At 40.5% G+C, this 24937-nt stretch carries 22 protein-coding genes and 3 pseudogenes; 21 read left to right on the top strand and 4 right to left on the bottom strand.

What is annotated here, in order from left to right; translation table 11 throughout:
* Window positions 1–8 precede the first annotated feature (8 nt).
* From EDD69_RS13960 to mutL, 15 genes are all read left to right on the top strand, one after another.
* Window positions 9–878 (top strand): helix-turn-helix domain-containing protein, encoded by an 870-nt coding sequence (locus EDD69_RS13960; RefSeq protein ID WP_132949524.1) that lies wholly within the window; start codon window positions 9–11, stop codon window positions 876–878.
* Between the two features lie 54 nt (window positions 879–932).
* A complete protein-coding gene (gene pgsA / locus EDD69_RS13955; protein WP_132949523.1) occupies window positions 933–1511 on the top strand; it encodes a CDP-diacylglycerol--glycerol-3-phosphate 3-phosphatidyltransferase in 579 nt (192 codons plus the stop codon).
* A 24-nt stretch (window positions 1512–1535) separates the two neighbouring features.
* Complete coding sequence (locus tag EDD69_RS13950) at window positions 1536–2768, top strand: competence/damage-inducible protein A (protein WP_132949522.1); 1233 nt, start codon at window positions 1536–1538, stop codon at window positions 2766–2768.
* 92 nt (window positions 2769–2860) lie between these two features.
* Window positions 2861–3904, top strand: coding sequence for a recombinase RecA (gene recA, locus EDD69_RS13945; protein WP_132949521.1), 1044 nt, complete (start codon window positions 2861–2863; stop codon window positions 3902–3904).
* A gap of 217 nt (window positions 3905–4121) precedes the next feature.
* Window positions 4122–5681: a ribonuclease Y gene (gene rny / locus EDD69_RS13940; RefSeq protein ID WP_132949520.1), complete on the top strand. Its 1560-nt coding sequence runs from the start codon at window positions 4122–4124 to the stop codon at window positions 5679–5681.
* 110 nt (window positions 5682–5791) lie between these two features.
* Complete coding sequence (locus EDD69_RS13935; protein WP_132949519.1) at window positions 5792–6586, top strand: TIGR00282 family metallophosphoesterase; 795 nt, start codon at window positions 5792–5794, stop codon at window positions 6584–6586.
* A 135-nt stretch (window positions 6587–6721) separates the two neighbouring features.
* Window positions 6722–6982 (top strand): stage V sporulation protein SpoVS, encoded by a 261-nt coding sequence (gene spoVS / locus EDD69_RS13930; RefSeq protein ID WP_003181955.1) that lies wholly within the window; start codon window positions 6722–6724, stop codon window positions 6980–6982.
* Between the two features lie 55 nt (window positions 6983–7037).
* Window positions 7038–7961 carry a dipeptidase gene (locus EDD69_RS13925; RefSeq protein ID WP_132949518.1) on the top strand — a complete coding sequence of 308 codons (924 nt, stop codon included), beginning with the start codon at window positions 7038–7040 and terminating at the stop codon, window positions 7959–7961.
* 191 nt (window positions 7962–8152) lie between these two features.
* The gene (locus EDD69_RS13920) at window positions 8153–9889 is read left to right on the top strand and encodes a 2-oxoacid:acceptor oxidoreductase subunit alpha (protein ID WP_132949517.1); all 1737 of its coding nucleotides are present in this window, start codon (window positions 8153–8155) and stop codon (window positions 9887–9889) included.
* A 2-nt stretch (window positions 9890–9891) separates the two neighbouring features.
* Window positions 9892–10758, top strand: a complete 867-nt coding sequence (locus EDD69_RS13915) for a 2-oxoacid:ferredoxin oxidoreductase subunit beta (RefSeq protein WP_132949516.1) — start codon at window positions 9892–9894, stop codon at window positions 10756–10758.
* Window positions 10759–10884: 126 nt separating this feature from the next.
* Window positions 10885–12474: a tRNA (N6-isopentenyl adenosine(37)-C2)-methylthiotransferase MiaB gene (miaB, locus tag EDD69_RS13910; RefSeq protein ID WP_132949515.1), complete on the top strand. Its 1590-nt coding sequence runs from the start codon at window positions 10885–10887 to the stop codon at window positions 12472–12474.
* Between the two features lies 1 nt (window position 12475).
* Complete coding sequence (locus tag EDD69_RS13905; protein WP_132949514.1) at window positions 12476–12907, top strand: YlbF/YmcA family competence regulator; 432 nt, start codon at window positions 12476–12478, stop codon at window positions 12905–12907.
* A gap of 291 nt (window positions 12908–13198) precedes the next feature.
* Window positions 13199–13744 carry an outer spore coat protein CotE gene (locus EDD69_RS13900; protein WP_132949513.1) on the top strand — a complete coding sequence of 182 codons (546 nt, stop codon included), beginning with the start codon at window positions 13199–13201 and terminating at the stop codon, window positions 13742–13744.
* A 170-nt stretch (window positions 13745–13914) separates the two neighbouring features.
* Window positions 13915–16497, top strand: a complete 2583-nt coding sequence (mutS, locus tag EDD69_RS13895) for a DNA mismatch repair protein MutS (protein ID WP_132949512.1) — start codon at window positions 13915–13917, stop codon at window positions 16495–16497.
* A gap of 13 nt (window positions 16498–16510) precedes the next feature.
* Window positions 16511–18397 carry a DNA mismatch repair endonuclease MutL gene (gene mutL, locus EDD69_RS13890; RefSeq protein WP_132949511.1) on the top strand — a complete coding sequence of 629 codons (1887 nt, stop codon included), beginning with the start codon at window positions 16511–16513 and terminating at the stop codon, window positions 18395–18397.
* Between the two features lie 486 nt (window positions 18398–18883).
* Here the strand turns inward: mutL and EDD69_RS13885 are convergent, their stop codons facing one another.
* On the bottom strand, window positions 18884–19219 hold the full coding sequence (locus EDD69_RS13885) for a L,D-transpeptidase (protein WP_132949510.1): 336 nt from the start codon (window positions 19217–19219) through the stop codon (window positions 18884–18886).
* A gap of 433 nt (window positions 19220–19652) precedes the next feature.
* Between EDD69_RS13885 and EDD69_RS15610 the strand changes: the two are divergent.
* From EDD69_RS15610 to EDD69_RS13865, 5 genes and pseudogenes are all read left to right on the top strand, one after another.
* Window positions 19653–19769 (top strand): annotated as a pseudogene (locus EDD69_RS15610) (phage antirepressor Ant); the annotation flags it as partial.
* A gap of 168 nt (window positions 19770–19937) precedes the next feature.
* Window positions 19938–20222: a phage antirepressor KilAC domain-containing protein gene (locus EDD69_RS15605; protein WP_243643130.1), complete on the top strand. Its 285-nt coding sequence runs from the start codon at window positions 19938–19940 to the stop codon at window positions 20220–20222.
* Between the two features lie 132 nt (window positions 20223–20354).
* Entirely contained in the window at window positions 20355–20549 is a 195-nt protein-coding gene (locus tag EDD69_RS13875) for a hypothetical protein (RefSeq protein ID WP_132949509.1), read from the top strand.
* A 24-nt stretch (window positions 20550–20573) separates the two neighbouring features.
* Window positions 20574–21027, top strand: a pseudogene (locus EDD69_RS13870) (ArpU family phage packaging/lysis transcriptional regulator).
* On the top strand, window positions 21024–21566 hold the full coding sequence (locus EDD69_RS13865; protein WP_132949508.1) for a site-specific integrase: 543 nt from the start codon (window positions 21024–21026) through the stop codon (window positions 21564–21566). The pseudogene EDD69_RS13870 and the gene EDD69_RS13865 overlap by 4 nt, the downstream one beginning before the upstream one ends.
* Before the next feature lie 55 nt (window positions 21567–21621).
* On the opposite strand, the gene EDD69_RS13860 is transcribed toward EDD69_RS13865, so the two are convergent.
* The 3 genes from EDD69_RS13860 to EDD69_RS13850 all read right to left on the bottom strand — a co-directional run bounded on the left by EDD69_RS13860 (window position 21622) and on the right by EDD69_RS13850 (window position 23477).
* Window positions 21622–22038 carry a hypothetical protein gene (locus tag EDD69_RS13860; RefSeq protein WP_132949507.1) on the bottom strand — a complete coding sequence of 139 codons (417 nt, stop codon included), beginning with the start codon at window positions 22036–22038 and terminating at the stop codon, window positions 21622–21624.
* 120 nt (window positions 22039–22158) lie between these two features.
* Window positions 22159–22848, bottom strand: coding sequence for a M15 family metallopeptidase (locus EDD69_RS13855; RefSeq protein WP_132949506.1), 690 nt, complete (start codon window positions 22846–22848; stop codon window positions 22159–22161).
* 263 nt (window positions 22849–23111) lie between these two features.
* Window positions 23112–23477: a cupin domain-containing protein gene (locus tag EDD69_RS13850; protein ID WP_132949505.1), complete on the bottom strand. Its 366-nt coding sequence runs from the start codon at window positions 23475–23477 to the stop codon at window positions 23112–23114.
* 228 nt (window positions 23478–23705) lie between these two features.
* Here EDD69_RS13850 and EDD69_RS13845 point away from each other — a divergent pair.
* Window positions 23706–24812: pseudogene (locus tag EDD69_RS13845) on the top strand (IS256 family transposase).
* The last annotated feature ends 125 nt before the right edge of the window (window positions 24813–24937 follow it).

Raw genomic sequence — 24937 nt, 5'->3', positions numbered from 1 at the left:
TGTTTCCGTTGACAGAATTAGGTAAGCGTTTAAGAGAAGCGAGAGAAGAACGAAATATGAGCTTAGATGATTTGCAAGAAATCACAAAAATTCAAAAGCGATATTTGATTGGCATTGAAGAAGGAAATTACGCAATCATGCCAGGAAAATTTTATGTGCGTGCGTTTATTAAACAATATGCTGAAGCGGTTGGGCTCGATCCAGACGAACTATTTGAGCAGTATGCAAACGACATTCCAAGCATACAACAAGAAGAGGAATTACCTGGCCAACTTTCACGAGTAAAATCCCGACAACTTTCTGAAAAAGGGGCAAAATTGATTGATTTGCTTCCAAAATTGCTTGTTGTTACAGCAGTAGTCGGGATTGCTGTTGTGCTTTGGATCTTTTTCCAAAATCGCAATGTAAATGAAGAACCACGAAATGAAGTGATCGAAAAAACAACGGAATTTGAACAATCCAAAAACATTGTCCAACAATCGGATGAATCTGAAGAACCAGAGGAAACTCAACAAGACGATCAACAAGATGAATTAAAAGAAGAAGAAAAAGAAAAATTGAACTTACAAGTAGTGGAAGCAAGCGGTCGGGAATCAACCATTGAATTGACCGATAGCGAGAAGTTTATACTCGAAATTTCAACAAAAGGCGACTCTTGGATTGAAGTGAAAAATGCAAAAGGAAAATCGTTTTTCCGCAACATGATGTACGAAAATCAATCACAAACATTTGACTTAACAAATGAAACAGAAGTTTTGCTAGTCATCGGTTATGCACCAAATGCAGAAATCAAAATTAACGGCGAGATCGTTCCATATCCGATCGATCCGAATAGCGAAGTACGTCAAGATATAAAAATCATCTACAAAAAAGGGTAAAGTCATCTTCTTTAGATGACTTTTTATACTGTTTCATGTTGGAGGGTTTGTATAGTGAATCTACCAAATAAAATTACGATTGCTCGAATTACGTTGATTCCTTTTTTCCTAATTGTCCTATTGGCTCCGCTTGATTGGGGAAGCGTGCAAATTGGAACAGAACATTTACCGATTACCCATCTTGTCGGAGCGCTCATTTTTATTGTTGCATCAACAACGGACTGGGTAGACGGATATTATGCGCGAAAATATCAATTAGTCACAAACTTAGGGAAATTCCTCGATCCGTTAGCAGATAAGTTGCTCGTATCTGCTGCATTGATTGCGCTTGTTGAACTTCGTTTAGCTCCTGCTTGGATCGTTATTATAATCATCAGCCGTGAATTTGCGGTAACAGGATTGCGACTTGTTCTAGCGGGAGAAGGCGAAGTTGTTGCAGCGAATATGCTTGGCAAAATTAAGACGTGGACACAAATTGTTGCTATTTCAGCACTTTTGCTGCACAACATTCCATTTTCGATGATTTCGTTCCCTTTTGCAAAGATTGCTTTATGGGTTGCTCTCTTTTTCACCATTTGGTCAGGTTGGGATTATTTCTCAAAAAATATGCATGCTTTTCGTCATTCTAAATAATAAATCATTTTAGGGGATGGAGAAATGAAAGCAGAGATTATTGCGGTTGGCTCGGAGTTGCTGCTCGGTCAAATCGCTAACACAAATGCCCAATTTTTGTCGCAACAACTTGCCGAATTAGGCATCGATGTGTATTATCATACGGTCGTTGGCGATAATCCTGTTCGATTAGCGCAAGCAATTGAAATTGCGCAAAAACGGTCGAACTTGCTTATTTTCACAGGTGGACTTGGACCGACAAAAGACGATCTAACAAAAGAAACGATCGCCAAGATGCTGAACAAAAAGTTGGTCATCGATGAAGAAGCATGGTGTTCCATTTGTGACTATTTTGCTAAAACAAAGCGAACGATGACAGCCAATAATCGAAAGCAAGCGCTCGTTTTGGAAGGAGCATACGTGCTAAAAAATGAACATGGAATGGCTCCAGGAATGGCATTAACGGTCGGTGAAATGACATATATGCTATTGCCTGGGCCGCCAAAAGAAATGCAGCCGATGTTTTTAAAATATGGTCGGCCTTTCTTATTGCAAACATTAGATGTTCAAGAAAAAATCGAATCGCTTGTGTTGCGCTTTTTCCATATTGGTGAGTCGCAACTAGAGGCGGAAATAGAAGATTTCATTGACGCACAAACGAACCCGACCATCGCCCCGTTAGCGGCTGATGGTGAAGTGACGTTGCGCATAACAGCGAAACACCGTGTGGAAGAAGAAGCAAAAAAGATGATTCGAGAATTGGAGAAAAAAATTTTAACTCGCGTGGGCGATTATTTTTATGGCTATAACGGCGATACGTTATTTTCAAAAACGCTCGAAAAGTTAAAAGAGAAGGGAAAAACGATCGCGATTGCAGAAAGTTTAACAGGGGGATTGTTTGCTGAACAATTGACCGCTATTTCAGGCGCTTCTGCGGTCGTAAAAGGCGGAGTGATTTGTTATACAAATGAAATAAAGGAAAATGTGCTTGGCGTGCCGAAAGAAATATTACAGACGGAGGGAGCCGTAAGCAAACGATGCGCTCAATTGCTTGCTGAAAATGTGCGCAAGCTTTGTCGTGCACACATCGGCATTAGCTTTACAGGTGTCGCGGGACCGAGCGAATTGGAAGGAAAACCGGTTGGAACTGTATGGATCGGAATCGCTACGGAAGAGGAGACAAAGACGTTTCCGCTTACTCTTGCTGGAAATCGTGATATGATTCGTATGCGCACTGCAAAATATGGTTGCTATTACTTACTTCAAGCGCTAAAATAATTTCGCGAACATTTATTCGTTTTTTGCTTGGCAAATGGAAAAAAACGAGTTATAGTATTAATAGTAGTTGAAAATTCAAAGGAGGAACTTGTGTGAACGATCGTCAAGCTGCCTTAGAACAGGCGTTAAAACAAATAGAAAAACAATTTGGTAAAGGTTCTATTATGAGACTTGGCGAGCAAACGGATCGACAAATTTCCACTGTATCTAGCGGCTCGCTCGCTCTTGATATCGCATTAGGAGTTGGAGGTTATCCGCGAGGACGGATTATTGAGATTTATGGTCCAGAATCTTCTGGTAAAACAACGGTTGCGCTTCATGCGATTGCGGAAGTGCAAAAGCAAGGCGGTCAAGCGGCATTTATTGATGCGGAGCACGCTTTAGATCCTGTTTACGCTGAAAAATTAGGCGTTAACATCGATGAGCTTTTGCTTTCTCAGCCTGATACAGGAGAGCAAGCGCTTGAGATTGCTGAAGCACTTGTGCGAAGCGGTGCTGTTGATATTATCGTTATCGACTCCGTTGCTGCTCTTGTTCCAAAAGCAGAAATTGAAGGAGAAATGGGCGATGCTCATGTCGGTTTGCAAGCGCGATTAATGTCACAGGCGTTACGTAAATTATCTGGCGCGATTAACAAATCAAAAACGATCGCCATCTTTATTAACCAAATTCGCGAAAAAGTCGGTGTGATGTTTGGAAACCCTGAGACGACCCCAGGAGGTCGTGCGCTCAAATTCTACGCCTCTGTTCGTTTAGAGGTTCGCCGAGCAGAGCAAATTAAGCAAGGAAATGACATGGTTGGAAATAAAACGAAAATAAAAGTTGTTAAAAATAAAGTGGCTCCTCCATTTAAAACGGCCGATGTTGATATTATGTATGGAGAAGGAATCTCTAAAGAAGGCGAAATTATCGACATGGCATCCGAGCTTGACATTATTCAAAAAAGCGGTTCTTGGTATTCATACAAAGATGAGCGGCTTGGTCAAGGTCGCGAAAACGCAAAACAATTCCTAAAAGAAAATCCTCATATTATGGATGAAATCGCTAGAGAAATTCGTCAGCATTATGGAATCCCATCTTCTAACCCAACGATTGTTTCAAACAATGGCGAAGACGAACTAGATTTTCTAGAATAAAAAAGAGGCACGCATGTCGTGTCTCTTTTTTATTTTTTGAAAAATTCGATCAAATGAAGCGCTTTCCCACAATGACAAGCCTTGACATTCGTGTAGCCCACCTTTAAAATGAACATGTATTATTTTGCATTTTGTAAATGCTGTATATTGAAATTTTGACAATGTACATGCCGACATTGATTTAGCAACTAATCCATAGCAAGAGGAGGTGAATGGAATGGATGCGATGCTCATCATCTCCGCTTTGCTTGCCCTAGTCGTCGGTGCAGTTGTTGGCTTTTTTGTTCGTAAATCCATTGCTGAGGCAAAGATTGGCGGTGCCAATGCCGCTGCAAAGCAAATTATCGAAGAAGCGAAACGTGAAGCAGATGCATTAAAAAAGGAAGCGCTCCTTGAAGCAAAGGATGAAATTCACAAACTTCGTGCGGAAGCAGAACGCGAAATTCGTGAACGAAGAAGTGAATTGCAAAAACAGGAAAACCGATTGTTGCAAAAAGAGGAGAACCTCGATCGAAAAGATGAAGCATTGAACAAGCGGGAAGCGTTGTTAGAAAAGAAAGAGGATTCTCTGAATGAAAGACAACAGCATATTGAAGAGATGGAAAGCAAAGTGGAAGAAATCGTTCGAAAAGAACAAGCGGAACTAGAGCGCATCTCTAGCTTGACTCGCGAAGAAGCTCGACAAATTATTTTAGAGCGTGTTGAAAAAGAGCTTTCCCATGAGATTGCATTGATGGTAAAAGAGGCAGAAACGCGTGCGAAAGAGGAAGCGGATAAAAAGGCAAAAGAGATTTTGTCGCTCGCTATTCAACGATGCGCAGCTGATCATGTTGCGGAAACGACCGTTTCTGTTGTCAACTTGCCAAACGACGAAATGAAAGGTCGAATCATCGGACGGGAAGGTCGCAATATTCGTACGCTCGAAACGTTAACGGGAATTGATTTAATTATTGATGACACGCCAGAAGCAGTGATTTTGTCAGGCTTTGATCCAATTCGTCGCGAGACAGCTAGACTTGCTTTAGATAAACTTGTTCAAGACGGACGCATTCATCCAGCAAGAATTGAAGAGATGGTCGAAAAAGCAAGAAGAGAAGTGGATGAACATATTCGTGAAGTCGGAGAACAGACGACATTTGAAGTAGGAGTTCACGGTCTTCATCCGGACTTGATCAAGATTTTGGGCCGTTTAAAATTCCGAACGAGCTACGGCCAAAACGTCTTAAAGCATTCGGTGGAAGTTGCTTTCTTAGCTGGCTTAATGGCAGCTGAGTTAGGTGAAGATGAGATGCTTGCACGCCGTGCGGGGTTGCTTCACGATATTGGTAAAGCCGTTGATCATGAAGTGGAAGGAAGTCACGTTGAGATCGGTGTGGAGTTAGCGACAAAATATAAAGAACATCCGGTCGTGATCAACAGTATTGCTTCACATCACGGCGATACGGAGCCAACCTCGGTTATTGCGGTTCTTGTTGCGGCAGCGGATGCCCTTTCAGCAGCAAGACCTGGTGCGCGTAGCGAAACGCTAGAAAACTATATTCGTCGTCTTGAGAAGCTTGAAGAAATCGCTGAATCGTATGAAGGAGTCGAAAAATCATACGCAATTCAAGCGGGACGAGAGATTCGAATTATGGTAAAACCGGATGTGGTTGATGATTTAGAAGCTCATCGCTTAGCGCGTGAAATTCGCAAGCGGATTGAAGAAGAGCTTGACTATCCAGGTCATATTAAAGTGACGGTTATTCGTGAAACTCGAGCTGTAGAATATGCAAAATAAGATGCTGCTCCGTTTAGGAGCAGCTTTTTATGTATTGCCAAACGATTGGTTTTATGCCAAACTGAGAAACAGAAGACGAAGGAAATTTTACAGATAGAAAGGGTTTGAGGATGAAAATTTTATTTATCGGTGACGTCGTTGGACAACCAGGACGAAAAATGATTGAACAATATGTTCCGAAATTAAAGGCAAAATATAAACCAAATGTTGTCATTGTCAATGGTGAAAATGCAGCAGGAGGAAAGGGAATTACGGAAAAAATATATCGTCGTTTTTTAGAACTCGGAATCCATGCTGTTACGCTTGGCAATCATACGTGGGACAACCGTGAAATTTTTGAATTCATTGATGATGCAAAAGTGCTTATTCGTCCGGCGAACTTTCCAGATGATGTTCCTGGAAAAGGAATGGTTTATGTATCTGTGGAAGGATATGAAGTAGCGATCATTAACTTGCAAGGACGAACATTTTTACCAGCGATTGATTGTCCGTTTAAAAAAGCCGATGAATTAGTCGCTGAAGCATCTGAACGAACGCCGATCATTTTTGTTGATTTTCATGCTGAAGCGACAAGTGAAAAGCAAGCGATGGGTTGGTATTTGGACGGACGCGTGAGCGCTGTTGTCGGCACGCATACGCATGTTCAAACAGCAGATTCACGTATTTTGCCGAATGGAACAGCTTACATTACCGACGTTGGCATGACAGGTCCTTACGACGGAATTTTAGGCGTAGAGAAAGAAGCGGTTTTAAGAAAATTTTTAACGAGTTTGCCTGTTCGTTTCGAAGTGACGTCTGGGCGTGCACAATTGAACGCTGTTATGATTGAAGTAGATGTGAAAACGGGAAAGGCAAAATCTATTCAACGAATGCTAATTAATGACGACCACCCTTATTTTGAATAGCTCCTCTATCTTTTTATTAAGATTTTTCTGAAAAAAATAAAATTTAAGCAGGAATAGCCGTGGGTATTGAAGAATATATAGTAACAGTGGAATTCAATTAACAAGCAATTGTAAGAAAACGAGGAGGAGCTAGAAATGGAAATATTAAAAGTTTCAGCAAAATCTAATCCTAATTCTGTAGCTGGTGCACTTGCTGGCGTTTTGCGTGAACGCGGTGCAGCTGAAATTCAGGCGATTGGTGCAGGTGCATTAAATCAAGCCGTTAAGGCAGTAGCGATTGCGCGAGGATTTGTGGCACCTAGCGGAGTAGACCTTATTTGCATTCCTGCCTTTACAGATATTCAAATTGATGGTGAAGAGCGTACAGCGATTAAGCTCATCGTTGAACCACGTTAAATGAAGATCAACCTGTTTGCTTTGGCAAACAGGTTATTTTTGTCAGGAGGTACATATGAAATTTTTTGATGCTCATTGTGATGTGTTATTTCGCCTTTTCAGTGATCCATCGCTTTCGTTTCAGAAAAGTTCTTCGCTTCATGTCACATATGAAGGTCTGCAGCAAACGGGAAGTGCGGTACAATGTTTTGCGATCTACATTCCAGAAAGCGTTCGTCCTGAGTCACGCTTTTTTGTTGCGCTTGAAATGATTGAGTGTTTTTATACGCAAATTTTATCTAATCCGAAGATGAAGATGGTTCGCTCGAAGAAAGACATCGCTTCGCTGCAACAAGGTGAAATAGGAGCAATGTTAACGCTTGAAGGTTGTGAAGCAATCGGCGAGAGCCTCGTTCAACTAAAAACGCTGCTTCGTTTAGGCGTTTATTCGGTTGGATTAACATGGAATCATGCGAATATGGTGGCTGACGGGGCACTGGAGACGCGTGGAGGAGGGCTGACGGCGTTTGGAAAAAAAGTCGTTCGCACGCTAAATGAAGAAAAATGCTGGATTGATCTTTCACATTTATGTGAGCGCGCATTTTGGGATGTGATTGAATTGGCTGATTATCCGATTGCCTCACATTCAAATGCTTATTCCCTTTGCCTTCATCCGCGCAATTTGCGCGATGAACAAATCCGGGCAATCATTCAGAAAAATGGAGTCATTGGTGTGACATTTGTGCCACAGTTTTTACATAATGATCAGCGGCCAGCGACGATCGCGGATGTTTTGCGGCACGTTGATCACATTTGTTCTCTAGGCGGGGAAAATCATCTCGGTTTCGGTTCAGATTTTGATGGCATTGCTCATACGGTAGAGGGACTAGCGAATGTTACACATTATGCTCACCTCATCAACGAACTATTAAAATATTATTCTGAAGATCAAGTTAAGAAGTTTCTTTTTCACAACTTTTATGAACGCATGCCGAAATAATGATTAAAAAAATTCATATTTTTGTAACAAATATGTTGCAATTTCTTTGCAATAGGGCTAGAATGAAAGCGTTTAGTAATATTTTTAAAAAATCATCGGTTTAAATTCTAGTGATTTTTTCCGAAAAGTGCTACACTTATAACCGTAAAACATTTCGCTACAATTGATGGAATCTTAAAGGGGTGTAAGAAATGATTAGTCAACTTTCATGGAAAGTTGGAGGACAACAAGGGGAAGGTATTGAAAGTACGGGAGAAATATTCTCCATCGCACTCAACCGACTAGGCTACTACTTATATGGTTATCGTCATTTTTCATCTCGAATCAAAGGCGGTCATACGAACAATAAAATTCGTGTAAGCACGACACAAGTTCGTTCGATCGCTGACGATCTTGATATATTGGTAGCTTTTGACCAAGAGACGATTGATTTTAACTTTCATGAGTTACGTCAAGGCGGAATTGTCATCGCAGATGCAAAGTTTAATCCGACAATTCCAGATGAATCAAGAGCGACATTGTATGCGGTTCCATTTACAGATATTGCTACTGAATTAGGGACAGCTTTAATGAAAAACATGGTAGCAGTTGGGGCTTCAAGTGCAGTATTAGACCTTGATATTAATGTATATCAAGAGGTCGTTCAGGAGATTTTCGGTCGCAAAGGTGAACAAGTTGTTGCAAAGAACATGGAAGCAATTAAAGCTGGTGCGCAATTTATGCGTGAACAGCTTGGCGATAATATTCAAACGATGAAGTTGGAAAAGGCGGATGGCAAAAAGCGTATGTTTATGATCGGAAACGATGCGATCGCTTTAGGTGCATTGGCAGGCGGCGCGCGTTTTATGGCTGCTTATCCGATCACTCCAGCATCAGAGATTATGGAATATTTAATTAAAAAGCTTCCGGAGTTTGGCGGAACCGTTATTCAAACAGAAGATGAAATTGCTGCGTGCACGATGGCGATTGGAGCTAACTATGCAGGGGTTCGTACATTGACCGCATCCGCAGGACCAGGGCTTTCACTCATGATGGAAGCGATCGGTTTAGCAGGAATTACGGAAACGCCTGTTGTCATTGTCGATACGCAACGCGGTGGTCCAAGCACGGGATTGCCGACAAAGCAAGAACAGTCCGACTTGATGGCAATGATTTACGGAACGCATGGTGAAATTCCGAAAATTGTGATGGCGCCAAGCACGGTGCAAGAGGCATTTTACGATATGGTTGAAGCGTTTAATCTTGCTGAAGAGTATCAATGCCCAGTCATCGTTTTATCCGATTTACAGCTTTCATTAGGTAAACAAACGGTTGAACCGCTTGAATATGATAAAATCGAAATTCGTCGTGGAAAATTACAAACAGGTGAATTACCTGAACTTGAAAATAAAGAGTGCTTCAAGCGTTATGAGGTAACTGAAGATGGAATCTCACCACGCGTCTTGCCTGGAATGAAAAACGGTATTCACCATGTGACAGGTGTTGAGCATGATGAAACGGGTCGTCCTTCTGAAGTGGCGGCGAACCGCATTGCGCAAATGGATAAACGTTTACGTAAGTTGAAAAACCTTCGATTCCCTACACCAGTTCATAAAAACGTGAAGCATGAAGAAGCAGACTTGTTGCTTGTCGGCTTTAACTCAACGCGCGGGGCGATTGAAGAGGCGATGGAGCGCCTAGAGCGAGATGGATTAAAAGTGAATCATGCGCATGTTCGTCTCATTCATCCGTTCCCGACGGAAGAAATGTTGCCGCTTGTGCAGTCCGCGAAAAAAGTCGTTGTTGTTGAAAACAATGCGACAGGACAACTTGCCAATATTTTAAAAATGAACGTTGGACATGCTGAAAAGATTTTCAACGTTTTAAAATATGACGGCAATCCGTTCTTACCGCACGAAGTTTATACAAAATGCAAGGAGTTGTTTTAAACATGGCGACATTTAAAGATTTTCGTAATAATGTAAAACCGAACTGGTGTCCTGGATGTGGAGATTTCTCTGTACAAGCAGCGATTCAGCGTGCCGCAGCGAACGTGGGACTTGAGCCGCATGAGCTTGTTGTCGTTTCTGGAATTGGTTGTTCTGGACGTATTTCCGGCTACATTAACTCATATGGTTTCCATGGAGTGCATGGCCGCGCTCTTCCAATTGCCCAAGGCATCAAAATGGCGAATCGTGATTTAACGGTTATTGCTGCTGGCGGCGATGGAGACGGATTCGCGATCGGAATGGGGCATACGATTCATGCGATTCGCCGCAATATCGACATTACCTACATCGTAATGGACAACCAAATTTACGGCTTAACAAAAGGACAAACATCTCCGCGCAGTGATGTCGGCTTTAAAACAAAGAGTACGCCGCAAGGTTCGGTTGAACCAGCGCTTTCGGTTATGGAAATGGCGTTAACAGCGGGAGCGACATTCGTTGCGCAAAGCTTCTCGAGCGATTTGAAAGAATTAACGTATTTAATTGAAGAAGGAATTAAACATAAAGGCTTCTCATTGATTAACGTATTTAGCCCTTGCGTCACCTATAACAAGGTGAACACATACGATTGGTTTAAAGAAAACTTAACAAGCCTTAGCTCAATTGAAGGATATGATCCATCCGATCGAGAAATGGCTATGCAAACATTGATGAAGCATAAAGGATTAGTAACAGGACTGATTTACCAAAACAAAGAGCAAAAATCATATCAAGACCTTGTGCATGGCTATAGTCAAACACCACTGGCTTATGCCGACTTAAAAATGAGCAAAGAAAAATTTGACGAACTCGTAGCTGAGTTTATGTAAATGGGAAACTCCTAAGCATGGAAGTGCTTAGGAGTTTTTGTTATAAAAAACATTGTTTAAAATGTCCTAAAATAATATACTATGTTAGTGTGCACAAAATTTATGAATATAGGAAGGAGAATCAATATGAACGAACAACAACGACTCGAACATACAGATCAAATTAAAACCGCTGATCATCCAACGGACAAAAAATCCGCTTTGGATGCGCAAGGAAATTTAGAGCGTTTAAAACAAAAAACAAGCAAGGATTATGAAAAGTACTTTTCAACCGTTTTTATTCCGCCAAACTTAAAAGAGGCGAAAAAACGCGGGAAAGAAGAGGTTAAATACCATAAAGACTTTACCATTCCTGAAGAGCTTAAAGGAATGGGAATCGGACGCAAATTTTATATTCGTACGTACGGCTGTCAAATGAATGAACACGACACCGAAGTAATGGCAGGAATTTTTATGGCTCTCGGTTATGAGCCAACGGATCGTCCGGAAGATGCAAACGTCATTTTATTAAACACATGCGCGATTCGTGAAAACGCTGAAAACAAAGTATTTGGAGAGATTGGTCACTTAAAACCGCTGAAACAGAAAAATCCGGACTTGCTTCTTGGTGTGTGCGGCTGCATGTCGCAAGAAGAGTCCGTTGTCAACAAAATTTTAAAACAATTCCAATACGTTGATATGATTTTCGGTACGCATAACATTCATCGCCTTCCGTACATTTTGAAAGAAGCGTACATGTCAAAAGAAATGGTTGTCGAAGTATGGTCAAAAGAAGGCGACGTCATTGAAAACTTGCCAAAAGTGCGCAAAGGAAACATTAAGGCATGGGTCAACATTATGTACGGTTGCGATAAATTCTGTACGTACTGTATCGTCCCTTATACGCGCGGGAAAGAACGAAGCCGTCGTCCAGAAGATATTATTCAAGAAGTTCGTCAGTTAGCGGCGCAAGGGTATAAAGAAATCACGCTTCTCGGCCAAAACGTCAATGCATACGGAAAAGACTTTACAGATATGAAATATGGCTTAGGCGACTTAATGGACGAGTTGCGTAAAATCGATATTCCGCGCATTCGTTTCACGACAAGCCATCCGCGCGATTTTGACGATCGCCTCATTGAAGTGTTGGCAAAACGCGGCAACTTAGTGGAGCACATTCATCTACCAGTGCAATCAGGAAGCTCTGAAATTTTGAAAATGATGGCGCGCAAATATACACGCGAACAATATTTAGAACTCGTGCGCAAAATTAAAGCAGCGATTCCAGATGTGGCATTAACAACGGACATTATTGTCGGTTTCCCAAATGAAACGGAAGAGCAGTTTGAAGAAACATTATCACTTTACCGCGAAGTAGAGTTTGATTCTGCTTATACGTTTATTTATTCTCCGCGTGAAGGAACGCCAGCGGCGAAAATGGTTGATAATGTGCCGATGGAAGTGAAGAAAGAGCGCTTGCAACGATTGAATGCGCTAGTCAATGAAATTTCTGCGAAAAAAATGAAGGAATATGAAGGTAAGATTGTCGAAGTATTAGTAGAAGGCGAAAGCAAAAACAATCCGGATGTCCTTGCTGGTTATACGCGCAAAAACAAGCTCGTCAACTTCACAGGTCCGAAATCAGCGATTGGTAAACTTGTTAAAGTGCGCATCACCGAAGCGAAAACGTGGACATTAAACGGGGAAATGGTAGAAGAAGCGATTGAGGTGAAATAACGTGGCAAAGTATACGAAAGATGACATTGTAGCGAAAGCGCGCGAGTTGGCCAAAATGATTGCGGAAACAGAAGAAGTGGATTTTTTTAAACGGGCGGAAGCAAAAATTCATGAAAATGAAAAAGTGCGCACGCTCATTGCCAAAATCAAATCATTACAAAAGCAAGCGGTGAATTTACAACATTATGGAAAAACAGAAGCGCTAAAAAAAGTAGAAGCTGAAATTGATGCCATTTATGAAGAACTTTCACAAATTCCAATCGTGGACGAGTTTAAACAATCGCAAATGGAAGTCAACGATTTATTGCAGCTAGTTTCTTCCACCATTTCAAAAACAGTGACAGACGAGATCATTACATCGACAGGCGGCGATCTGTTGCGTGGGGAAACAGGTGCACAAATGAAAAATCGCAGCTGCGGCAGCTGTCATTAAAGATGCTCTTAAAGAGCATCTTTTTTTTATGAAGTTCGCTAACATAAACAAGCTTTTCTGCCAATCTCCCGAACGAAAACGAACAAATGAATTTGTCCGCTATACGTTTTACGTTCGGGGCAGAAAAGCGTTTTTTTTTTATGATTGAATTTAATTGGTCTTATTAGGCACATATTTTACAAGTGCTGCATACAATGAACTATACGGAATGATGATCTATTTATATGTACACATTAGACGAGATGGTTGCATAGGATAAAATGAAGATTGATTTGAGGAGGGTTTGCTCACATGTCTGATTACAGAGAGATTATTACAAAGGCAGTTGTTGGCAAAGGACGTAAATTTACACAATCCACTCATACGGTTTCGTCACAGCATCGTCCAACGAGCATTTTAGGATGTTGGATTATTAATCATCGTTATGAAGCGAGAAAGAACGATCGCACTGTGGAAATTCACGGCAGGTATGATGTGAACGTTTGGTATTCTTACAACGATAACACCAAAACGGAAGTTGTCACAGAAACGGTTTCTTACACAGACACTGTACCGTTAAAATATCGCAGTGAAGAGTTAATCAGCGATGATCAAGAAGTGCTTGCTCGCGTTATTCAGCAACCAAATTGCTTAGAGTGTACGATTGCACCGAATGGCAATAAAATTGTTGTTCAAGTCGAGAGAGAATTTATTGCCGAAGTGATTGGAGAAACAAAAGTCCGTATTGCTATTGTTAATTCACCGCAAGAAGATGATCAAGATTTTGATTTAGAAATTGATGAAGAATTAGAAGGATTAGATGCGGAGCTTATTGCAGAAGAGAGCACTAAAAACTAGACTGAGCAAAATGTTGATGGGAAGTTTTTTTGGTAGACCGTGGTAGAAAAGCGGAAGGATCCTCCACAAAAACTTGACTCATAATAAAAACTAGGAATACTACTTCCTAGTTTTTATTTTTTGTTATAATAAATAAAGTTGAAAGATTTGTGCGGTTGGAGGAAAATGAAATGGCAACATATACACCGATGATTCAGCAATACTTAGCGATTAAGGCACAATACAAAGATGCCTTTTTATTTTTTCGTCTTGGCGATTTTTATGAAATGTTTTTTGAAGATGCAATCAAAGCATCACAAGAATTAGAAATTACGCTCACAAGCCGCGACGGTGGGGGCGAAGAGCGCGTGCCGATGTGCGGCGTCCCGTATCATTCGGCGGCAATGTACATTGAGCGATTGATTGAAAAAGGATATAAAGTAGCCATTTGTGAACAAGTCGAAGATCCAAAAACAGCAAAAGGTGTCGTTCGCCGTGAAGTTGTACAATTGATTACGCCGGGAACGGTGATGGAAGGAAAAAGTTTAGAAGAAAAAGCAAACAACTATTTAGCGACATTAACCGCTTTTGAAGATGGGACGTACGGCTTTGCTTATACAGACTTATCAACAGGGGAAAATCGAATGACCTTACTCAGTTCGTTCGAAGAAGTGATGAACGAAATTTATTCGATCGGAACACGAGAGATTGTCGTTTCTACTACATTTTCCGAAGAGGAATGCAAACAGTTAAAAGAGCGATACGAGCTAACGATTTCCTATGAAGATGAAACAACCATTCCACCATCTTTTCAATCGATTGCCTCTTCGCTCAAACAAAATAAACTGCAAGTGACGTTTGGCCGTTTATTAAACTATTTAATCAAAACGCAAAAACGAAGCCTTGATCATTTACAGCCTGTCGATCTTTACGAAGTGAATCAATATATGAAGATGGATCTCTACTCTAAGCGCAACCTTGAACTAACGGAAACGATTCGCACGAAAGGAAAAAAAGGCTCCCTTTTATGGTTGCTAGATGAAACGATGACAGCGATGGGAGGACGTCTTCTTAAACAGTGGATTGATCGCCCATTATTAGATCGACAAAAAATCGAACAGCGTTTAAACATGGTTGAACTGCTGATGAACCATTATTTTGAACGGCAAGAACTGCGCGAGCTTCTTCGAGAAGTATATGATTTAGAGCGATTAGCCGGTCGGGTTGCGTTTGGAAACGTCAATGCACGCGATTTAATTCAATTAAAAAAATCATTAAAACAAGTGCCAGCGATTCAAGAAGTGATTGCTAAGTTGAACGACGACAGTGCACAAGCATTGGCACAAGCGCTCGATCCGTGCGAATCGCTTGTTGAATTATTAGAAAAAGCGATTGAAGAAAATCCGCCTCTTTCGGTGAAAGAAGGAGGAATTATCAAGGATGGTTACAACGAAACGCTCGATCGTTTTCGTGACGCCAGCCGAAATGGAAAGTCATGGATTGCCCAACTTGAAAGCAAAGAACGTGAATTAACAGGAATTAAATCGTTAAAAATCGGTTATAACCGCGTATTCGGTTATTATATCGAAGTGACGAAAGCAAACCTTCACTTATTGCCGGAAGGGCGTTATGAGCGAAAACAAACATTGGCCAATGCCGAGCGGTTCGTGACAAAAGAGTTAAAAGAAAAAGAGGCGCTTATTTTAGAAGCGGAAGAAAAAAGCATTGAACTGGAATATGAGCTATTTGTTCAAATTCGCGAGGAAGTCAAACAATATATTTCCCGTTTGCAAAAACTAGCCAAAATGATTAGCGAATTAGATGTACTGCAATGTTTTGCGACAGTAAGTGAAGAACGAAACTATTGCAAACCGCGTTTTTCAACCAATCGCGAACTTGTGATTAAAGAAGGGCGCCATCCAGTCGTTGAAAAAGTGCTTGGAGCGCACATTTATGTTCCGAACGATTGCTACATGAACGAAGAGCGGGAAATGCTCTTGATTACGGGACCAAATATGTCTGGAAAAAGCACGTACATGCGCCAAATTGCACTTACGGCGATCATGGCCCAAATCGGTTGCTTTGTTCCGGCGAAAGAAGCGATTTTACCGATCTTTGATCAAGTATTTACCCGCATCGGTGCGGCCGATGACTTAGTTTCTGGTCAAAGTACATTTATGGTTGAGATGTTAGAGGCGAGAAACGCGATTGTTCACGCAACGCAAAACAGCTTAATTTTATTTGATGAAATCGGACGGGGAACATCGACATATGATGGAATGGCTTTAGCTCAAGCCATCATTGAATACATTCACGATAAAATCGGCGCAAAAACGTTATTTAGTACCCATTATCATGAGTTGACGTCACTAGAAGAAAAATTAGAGAAGGTTAAAAATATTCACGTTCGTGCCATCGAAGAAAATGGGAAAGTGATCTTTCTTCATAAAATTGAAGAAGGTCCGGCCGACCGAAGCTATGGTATTCATGTAGCGGAGCTGGCGCAATTGCCGAAAGAGCTCATTGAGCGCGCAAAAGAAATTTTGCATCAATTTGAAAACAACAGTCATCCTGTCGCTGCGGCTGTTGCAGAAACGGAGCCGAAATTTGAGCAATTGAGCATGTTTGAAGAAGTAAAAGAAGTAAAAGAGGAAGCACCTTTATCGAAAAAAGAAAAAGAAGCAATCAAGCGAATTCAATCGCTCGATTTATTGGATATGACTCCGCTTGAAGCGATGAACAAATTGTATGAAATTCAAAAACTATTAAAGTGAAAGGAGGGAGATGATGGGAAAAATTCATAAGCTCGATGATGCGCTTGCCAATAAAATCGCGGCTGGCGAGGTTGTTGAACGGCCAGCCTCTGTTGTGAAAGAGCTCGTTGAAAATGCGATTGATGCCAACAGCACCATCATTGAAGTAGAGTTGGAAGAAGCGGGGTTAACCAAAATTCGCGTCATTGATAATGGAGAAGGAATGGAAGAAGAGGATTGTTTTCTTGCGTTCGAACGGCACGCGACAAGCAAAATTAAAGATGAAAGCGACTTGTTTCGCATTTGTACGCTCGGTTTCCGAGGAGAGGCATTGCCGAGCATCGCTTCCGTTTCCCATCTTGAACTGAAAACAAGCACAGGAAAAGAGGCGGGTACGTTCGTTGTATTCAAAGGCGGCGAACTTGTCGAGCATGGGCGGACAAGCAGTCGAAAAGGAACGGATATCACCGTATCCCATTTATTTTTCAATACTCCCGCTCGGTTGAAATATATGAAGACGATTCATACAGAGCTCGGCCATGTCGTCGATGTAATCAACCGGCTGGCCCTTGCCCATCCGAACATTTCTTTTCGTTTAAAACATAACGGAAAACAACTGTTTTACACCAATGGAAATGGAGATGTTCGTCAAGTATTAGCCGCGATTTATGGAATGGATGTAGCGAAAAAGATGATTCCTCTTCATGCGGAGTCGCTCGATTTTACATTAGAGGGCTATATTTCATTGCCTGAGGTGACACGCGCTTCTCGCAACTATATGACGACGATCGTCAACGGGCGGTATGTAAAAAATTATCCGCTGTATAAGGCGATTGAAGAGGGCTACCATACGTTGTTGCCGATTGGGCGTCATCCGATTGCTTTTTTAAGCATTACCATGGATCCTCTTCTTGTTGATGTCAATGTACATCCCGCGAAATTAGAAGTGCGTTTTAGTAAAGAAGCGGAATTAAACGAACTTGTGAAACAGGCCATTCACCAAGCGTTTCAATCAAAAACATTAATACCGGAAGTGACCGTAAAACGGCCGGAAAAACCGAAAACAGAACAACAAACGTTTTCGTTTGAGCATGTCGTAAAGGAGCCGGATGTTACAACTCCGATTGTTTCGGCTTTATTGAAACAAGAAAAAAACGAGCATCCAACAGTCGAAAAAGCAGTCGGCACGTTGTTCCTAGAAGAAAAAGAAGAAATCGTCTCTCAGACAGAAGAAGTCTCTCAAACAGAAGAACAGGTTGACCATGATCACGAAGAGCCAATCGAGTTTGAACCGAATCCAACAGTAGAATGGCAAGAAGAGGAACATCGACAAGAAGAAAGAATTCCGCCGCTTTACCCGATTGGGCAAATGCACGGCACCTACATTTTGGCGCAAAACGAAAACGGGTTGTACATCATCGATCAACACGCCGCTCAAGAGCGGATTAAATACGAATATTTTCGCGAAAAGCTCGGTGAAGTAACGAACGAAGTACAAGAACTTCTTGTACCGCTGACGTTTCAATATTCAACAAACGAGTATTTGCTGATTGACGCACACCGCGAGGAATTAGCAAAATGCGGCGTTTTCCTTGAACCGTTCGGCCATAACAGCTTTATCGTCCGTTCGCATCCGCAATGGTTTCCAAAAGGAGAAGAAGCGGCAATTATTGAAGAAATGATCGAACAAGTATTGACGATGAAAAAAGTTGATTTGAAACAACTGCGCGAAAAAGCCGCCATTTTAATGAGCTGCAAGCAGTCCATAAAAGCAAATCAATATTTGCGAAATGATGAAATTTTCGCGTTGCTCGAATCGCTTCGAAAAACGTCTGACCCATTCACATGCCCGCACGGCCGTCCGATTATCATTCATTTTTCCACATATGAGTTGGAGAAGATGTTCAAGAGAGTGATGTAAACACAAAAGCGCAACAACCTTGTTCTTCAAGGGGTTGCGCTTTATTTTTTGTCATTTGACCAGAACTACATTATTTGACTCGAAAAGTACTTGTTCTCGTTGAATCCAGAGGAAAGCGAAAGTAGCAGAAGCAAGAGCATCACAGTTCGTCGTTCCGAAAGGGCAAACAGATATTTATGATTTTTTGAAACAGTGAGGAAACAAAATAAGCATTGTGTTGAGAAGCAGACACAAACTATATGTGATAAACCTAATTTTCCGACATGAACAAGCTTTTCTGCCACTCTCCCGAACGAAAACGCCATCAGACAAATGAATTTGTCTGCCATGCGTTTCGCGTTCGGGATCGGCATGCTTCTAGCATGCCGAGGCGGCAAGAAAAATCTTGCCGCCTATGGCAGAAAAGCGTTCTTCTATTCATGATGAGATATGTCGGAAACTCAACTTGAATCTATATATGCAGTAAAGGAGGCGAGATTAACAGAGTCATTTATGAATAAAAACCCTAGTACCAATTGGAACTCTAGATGATAATTCTAGAACATCATGATTAAACATTCTAATACATCCATGTGAGACATTTTTGCCGATTGAAGCTGGGTTATTTGTTCCGTGTATACCGTAATGAGGTTTTGACAATCCCATCCAAAGCACTCCAAATGGTCCACCGGGATTACGTTGTTTATTGATAATCGTGTATGTCCCAGAAGGTGTTGGTGACAATATTTTTCCAACTGCAATTGGGTAAGCTTTTATAAGCCTGTTTCCATCAAAAAGTTTTAATTGATGTTGTGATGTAGATACATCAATCCATTTTGCCATGAAGAACAACTCCATTTTTTTGAATATTGTATGAAGTAACTTAGGCGTTTGTTAATTAACAGGAATTGATTGAACAGTTAAAGAGAAAAGAGAGCAAAACTGCTTAATGAACAGTTCGAAAATCCATCATTATACTTTAACAGAACCAAAAAAACAAAAAGCCAGGACTTCTCCCGGCGTTTAGAAAAAAGCCTTTTGTTGGAAAGTTTTCAAATCGATTATAACACATGGGAGGGGGTAAAGTGGTAAAACAATTGGTATTTATGCTTCCTGAATGATTAGGCTAAAAATGTAAGAGGGGAGTGGATTTTATGAATCAACTACCACAAGTATTCACTTATAGCGGTAACCAGGTGCGCACGATTATAAAAGATGGGAAGTTTGGTTTGTAGCGAAAGATGTCTGTGATGTATTAAATCATTCGAATCATAAAGTAGCAGTATCTCGACTCGATGAAGATGAGGTAAGTAAAGTTTACCTCACCGATTCGCTCGGACGTCACCAACAAATGACCATCGTAAACGAGGCTGGTTTATATTCATTGATCCTAACTAGCAATAAGCCAGAAGCGAAGAAGTTTAAGAGATGGATTACCCATGAAGTCATCCCGTCAATTCGCAAAACCGGAAGCTATAGCTTACAGATTCCAAAGACATTTAGTGAAGCTCTTCGTCTTGCTGCAGATCTACAAGAAAAAATCGAGCGGGACGAGCCTAAAGTGGAATCCTATGATCGCTTTATAAGTGGCGAAAATTATCAGAAGGTTGGAGAGGTTGCAAAAATTTTAGGATATGGTCGCAATAACTTTTTCAAGAAGCTTCGCCAAATGGGATTGCTCATGAGCGACAATACCCCTTATCAAAAATATATCGATCGCGGTTATTTTGTCGTCAAGGAAAAGCCGATTCAAATGGGCGACCAGGTGATTAATAAACCGCAAACATATATCACCGCAAAGGGAATTGCTTATATTGATAAACTTTTACATCAACGAACTGCTTGATATAATGGAAATAAAACCAAATATGTCCAAGACCGAGAGCGTGAGGACACTGATTGTACAGAGTAGCATGGCTATCTCTGTATGATTGGTGTCCTCTTTTCTTTTTATCAAAAATGATTGGAGGAATATACCATGAGAACCATTCAGCAACAGTTACAAAATTGGGTTAAAGCTACTAAGTTCATGCAAAGATCCAACAAGCATAAGAAAGAGGCTAAAACAAAACGCTTAAAAGAAAGCTTTACCGAACGCGAATTAAGAGAGTTAATGGGTGTCAATCGACCTGTTTATCGTCGTTCCAAAGGCGGCGCTTTCCGTCAACGCTAATTATTCATTTCGGAGGTTGAGAAAATGGAAAAGCAATTAGAGTTTATCCTGTGTGAAATTGACCGTGACGCTACGAAAAAAGCAGTTGAAGCGGCATTGGAGAAGTATCGTGTTTTTCTGCTTACTCAGTCATTGGACAAGCTGCCTAAAGTTACCCAGCAATATTCGCTCGTTCCCCCTTCAAATACAAACAAATTCCATTCCTCAACCGAAGAAATGGCCATTAGTAATGCTGACTATGAGCGGGAACGTAGCGAATATATCAAGCGGATAGTGATGGCAGTCATACTGGGAACGTGCGATTCTCATCCGTCGTTATATGACGGAAGACGATGTATTTGATTATGAAATCTACAATGACCTTGGCATGAGCGAGCGTAAATATTATCGCATCAAATCACGCGCATTCTATAAGCTCGCTTTTGCTCTCAAAATTGAAGTATATAAAAAGGAAGAAAGTGAGGTGATTTCATCATGAACTTTGTTCAACCGATTCGTGATCCAGAGAAGGTTGAGGCAATAAAAAGGTATTTAAAAGAACATAATGAACGTAATTATTTGCTGTTTTTAATTGGCATCAATACAGGGCTTCGTATTTCAGACATTTTAAAGCTTAAAGTCGGCGATGTGAAGGGTACACATATTAGCATTCGTGAGAAGAAAACAGGCAAGCAAAAGCGGATTCGTATTACTCCATCATTGAAGCGGGAGCTAAATCGGTACATTGAAGGAAAAAAGGATGATGAATACTTAATTAAAAGCCGCAATGGGCGAAATAAGCCTATTGGCCGTAGCATGGCCTACAAAATCTTACGGAAGGCAGCCGAACGCTTCCACTTGGACGAAATCGGCACGCACACACTTCGAAAAACATTCGGTTATCACTTTTACCAGCAGACCAAAGATGTGGCAATGCTGCAAGAAATCTTTAATCATTCATCGCCAGCTATCACATTAAAATACATCGGTGTCAACCAGGACTCAATGGATCGGGCCATGACGAAATTTAAGATTTAAAGACCGAATAAATCGGTCTTTTTTGTCAGTCTTGTTCAACTATCGCACCCGTTAGTTAAAAACCAACTTTATGATTTTTAGTAGTAAATTTTAAAATCAAAGATGCCAAAATAGAGATTGTTAATACAGAAATCATTGATATTAAACTGGCAACAAATAAATCGTCACTGTACTCATTAATCTTCATTCCTAAAGTTAAAGGCATTCCATCTTCATTTCCTGTTGGAAGGAAATACATAAAATGGTCTGCTATTAAATCAATTAATCCAAATACTAAGCAAAACAAAAATCCTATAATAGCTGAACTACCTAAAATAACACTAAATCTAATCTGCTGTTTGTTGAAAATTATAGAAATAACTGATAATGAACCAATTATGATAAATAACTCTGCCCATTCTACATAAAGCGATTTCGTTACAAAAAGTAAAATTGTTGTTATTACAACAATTAAACCTATGATTTTTTTCACTGCAACCCCTCCCTATTATTTGAATTCTATAACCCAAGACCTTGCTCAACTATCCTGACCCGTTAGCTGAAGTAAAAAGGTTGATTATTTTCTGGTTTGTTTATTCCACTTTTGTTCTAGTTATGCCTTTTGCAATAGATTAAACAATTCTTGTTCTGAAACGGGATTATAAAGGGCTTGATCCGCGTTAGTCATTACAGCCCAGTATCTGTCACCGTATGACCAGTGCCACCATTCCGTAAAGTAGTTAACAAAACCAACAGACTGAAGAGCGTGTGCAAGAATCTGACGATTTTGAATTGCTTGTACGGTGATGTTTGTTGCATCAAAAAAAGTTGCGTAGTCAGTTTCTTGTGGTATGGCATCAAATGGTGTACCAAGATCCAATTCGATACCATTTGAGTCAATTAGGGTTAAGTCTACTGCACCACCTGTAGGATGAGGAGCTACATTAGGAGGTGCTACGTATTTTGATGCCTCAGCCATTAAATAATCTAAATCTTGATTTGAAGAATTTTCTTTTACCCTTTGCAATGCCCTCTCAAAGGCTCGCTGTTGAATATGTAAAGGTCTGTATCCTTCCTTAATTAAAAAACGAATACCTTTTGGAAGAAATCTTTTAGCCAAGGAAAGTTTATTAGCTACTGAAAAGCGGACAAAAGAAAAGTAACGACTCCTGTTAGAAAGAGATTGATCTACAACAATATCTGGATCAAAGTGAACAAGGTCAACAAATGGTTCTTGAGAAGGATGTACATTAATTGAGGAAACTATCGGATCGCTCATTAAAATTTTTCTTAGTTCATTCATGAAATATCCCCTTCTTGTAATGGTTTAGCTATCTACAAAAAACTCCAAATTCATCCGTTCAATTTCTCAGCAAACAAATCTAAGTCTTTAATTATGACCAACAACATTTTCTTTTGTATATTATTCAACCTATTATTTATAGGAATTTTTCGAAAATTATATTGTTGAATTATACAACCCGTTTGTTCAATAAGAAAAAAGAGTTGCCCCAGCAATCCTCATTCTTAAACTCAAGCTCCCCGTTATCTGAAAAAGAAACGCTTTTACTCTGTTGCTTTAATTCTCATAAAAGATTCAGGATTTAAAGTCTCAGATTGAATCACTATTGCAGTCATTCCCTCATCACTTCCTGATTCGTGCCATTCTCCTTTATCCCAAAAAACACATTCTCCTCTTTTTACAAAAATTCTTTTGCGGTCTTCACCTGTTACCCAACCTTCCCCTTGAACCACCAGAAATAATTGAGGGACAGGTGCTTCGTGATACCCAACGACTCCGTTAGGTTCTATATACATACAACCAAGAATAGAAGGTTCACTTGTTTTTATAATTCTTGTATAAATCGCTAAGTCCGAATTGTATTTTGTTATTTTTGCACCAACTTCTTTATCAAATCTAAAAATTTTCATAATGAAGCCTCCGAAAGGTATTTGTTTTCAATCTTAAATAATTCAACATTGGAAACACTAATTCCTTCTTCAACTAACCTGCCCCATTAGCTGAATAAGAAAATCAACAACATTCTTTAAGATAGATGTATAAAATTTTGTGTAAAGCATTTTGCTAGATCAAAAGAAAAAAGGTAGGGTATTCTCTGATTTGGACCAACACATTCCAGAGAAAGGAGAACCCTACCTATGTCTAAAAGTATACCGAATTTAGACTGGGTCAATCAACTGGAAACGCCATTCGTCAGTTTGTAAAGGAAAAATTAGAACTGATCATGCGGGAAGAAATCAAGAATTTCCTCGAAATAGAACAGGCCGGAACGTCGAATATGAGAAACGGCTACTATCAACGAAATCTAGATACACAATATGGCCGGATTGAAGGTCTTTTGGTCCCTAGAGACCGAAACGGAGAATTTCAAACGCAGCTGTTTGCCCCTTACCCACGTCATACTGGCTGGCTCGAGGAAGCCATCATCAAGATGTATCAAAGTGGCATGAGCACACGTGAGATTGGCAAGTTTATTGAACGAATTCTAGGAAATGCCTATTCTCCAACGACGATTAGTCATATCACAGATGTGGTCAAGGAAGACATTGCGAAATGGCACACACGTCCTCTACAAAAGCGATATTCGATCTTATATTTGGATGGCTTATACATAAAACTTCGTCGTGATACCGTTGAGAAAGAAGTCATTTATGTGGTGTTAGGTGTGAATGAAGAAGGATATCGCGAAATTCTTGATTTCTTTGTGGGAGGACAAGAAAGCCCTATGTATGGCAGGAAATTCTTCAAAACCTCTACAAAAGAGGCGTAAAGGAAGTGCTTTTGTGCGGATCGATGGACTACCGGGTTTAGAGGAAGCCTTTAAGACGGTTTATCCGAAAGCCGATGTGCAGCGTTGTGTCGTTCATAAAGTTCGTAACACGCTCAATCGTGTTCGGAAAAAAGACCAATTCGAAATGGCGGAGGATCTGAAACTCATTTATCGATCTCCGAATAAAGAAATCGCACTGGAGCTGTTTCAACAGTTTGAGTTGAAATGGTCCAGCAAATATCCGAGAGAAGTCCAATCTTGGACCAATGAGCTGGATGTTCTCCTCACATTTATGGACTATCCAAACAGTATTCGAAGTGTGATTTACACGACCAATGCGATTGAACGAACGATCAAGGAGATTCGGAAACGCCTAAAACCGATGAACAGTTTGAGCAGTTTAGAAGCCGCTGAAAAAATCGTGTATTTGACCATCCAAGACTTTAATGAGAAGTGGGCAGGGCGAAAGTTGTGAGGATTTGCCGAAGCGCATGAAGACCTTCAACGAATGTTTGAAGAACGTTACAATTAACCATATATTGTAAATGAAAATAAACAAAATAAGGGGATTCTCCCTTTCCCCACAGGAGACTGAATATT

It is taken from the genome of Thermolongibacillus altinsuensis (genome assembly GCF_004341205.1).
Lineage (GTDB): Bacteria > Bacillota > Bacilli > Bacillales > Anoxybacillaceae > Thermolongibacillus > Thermolongibacillus altinsuensis.
This window is presented reverse-complemented; position numbering and strand designations above follow the sequence as displayed.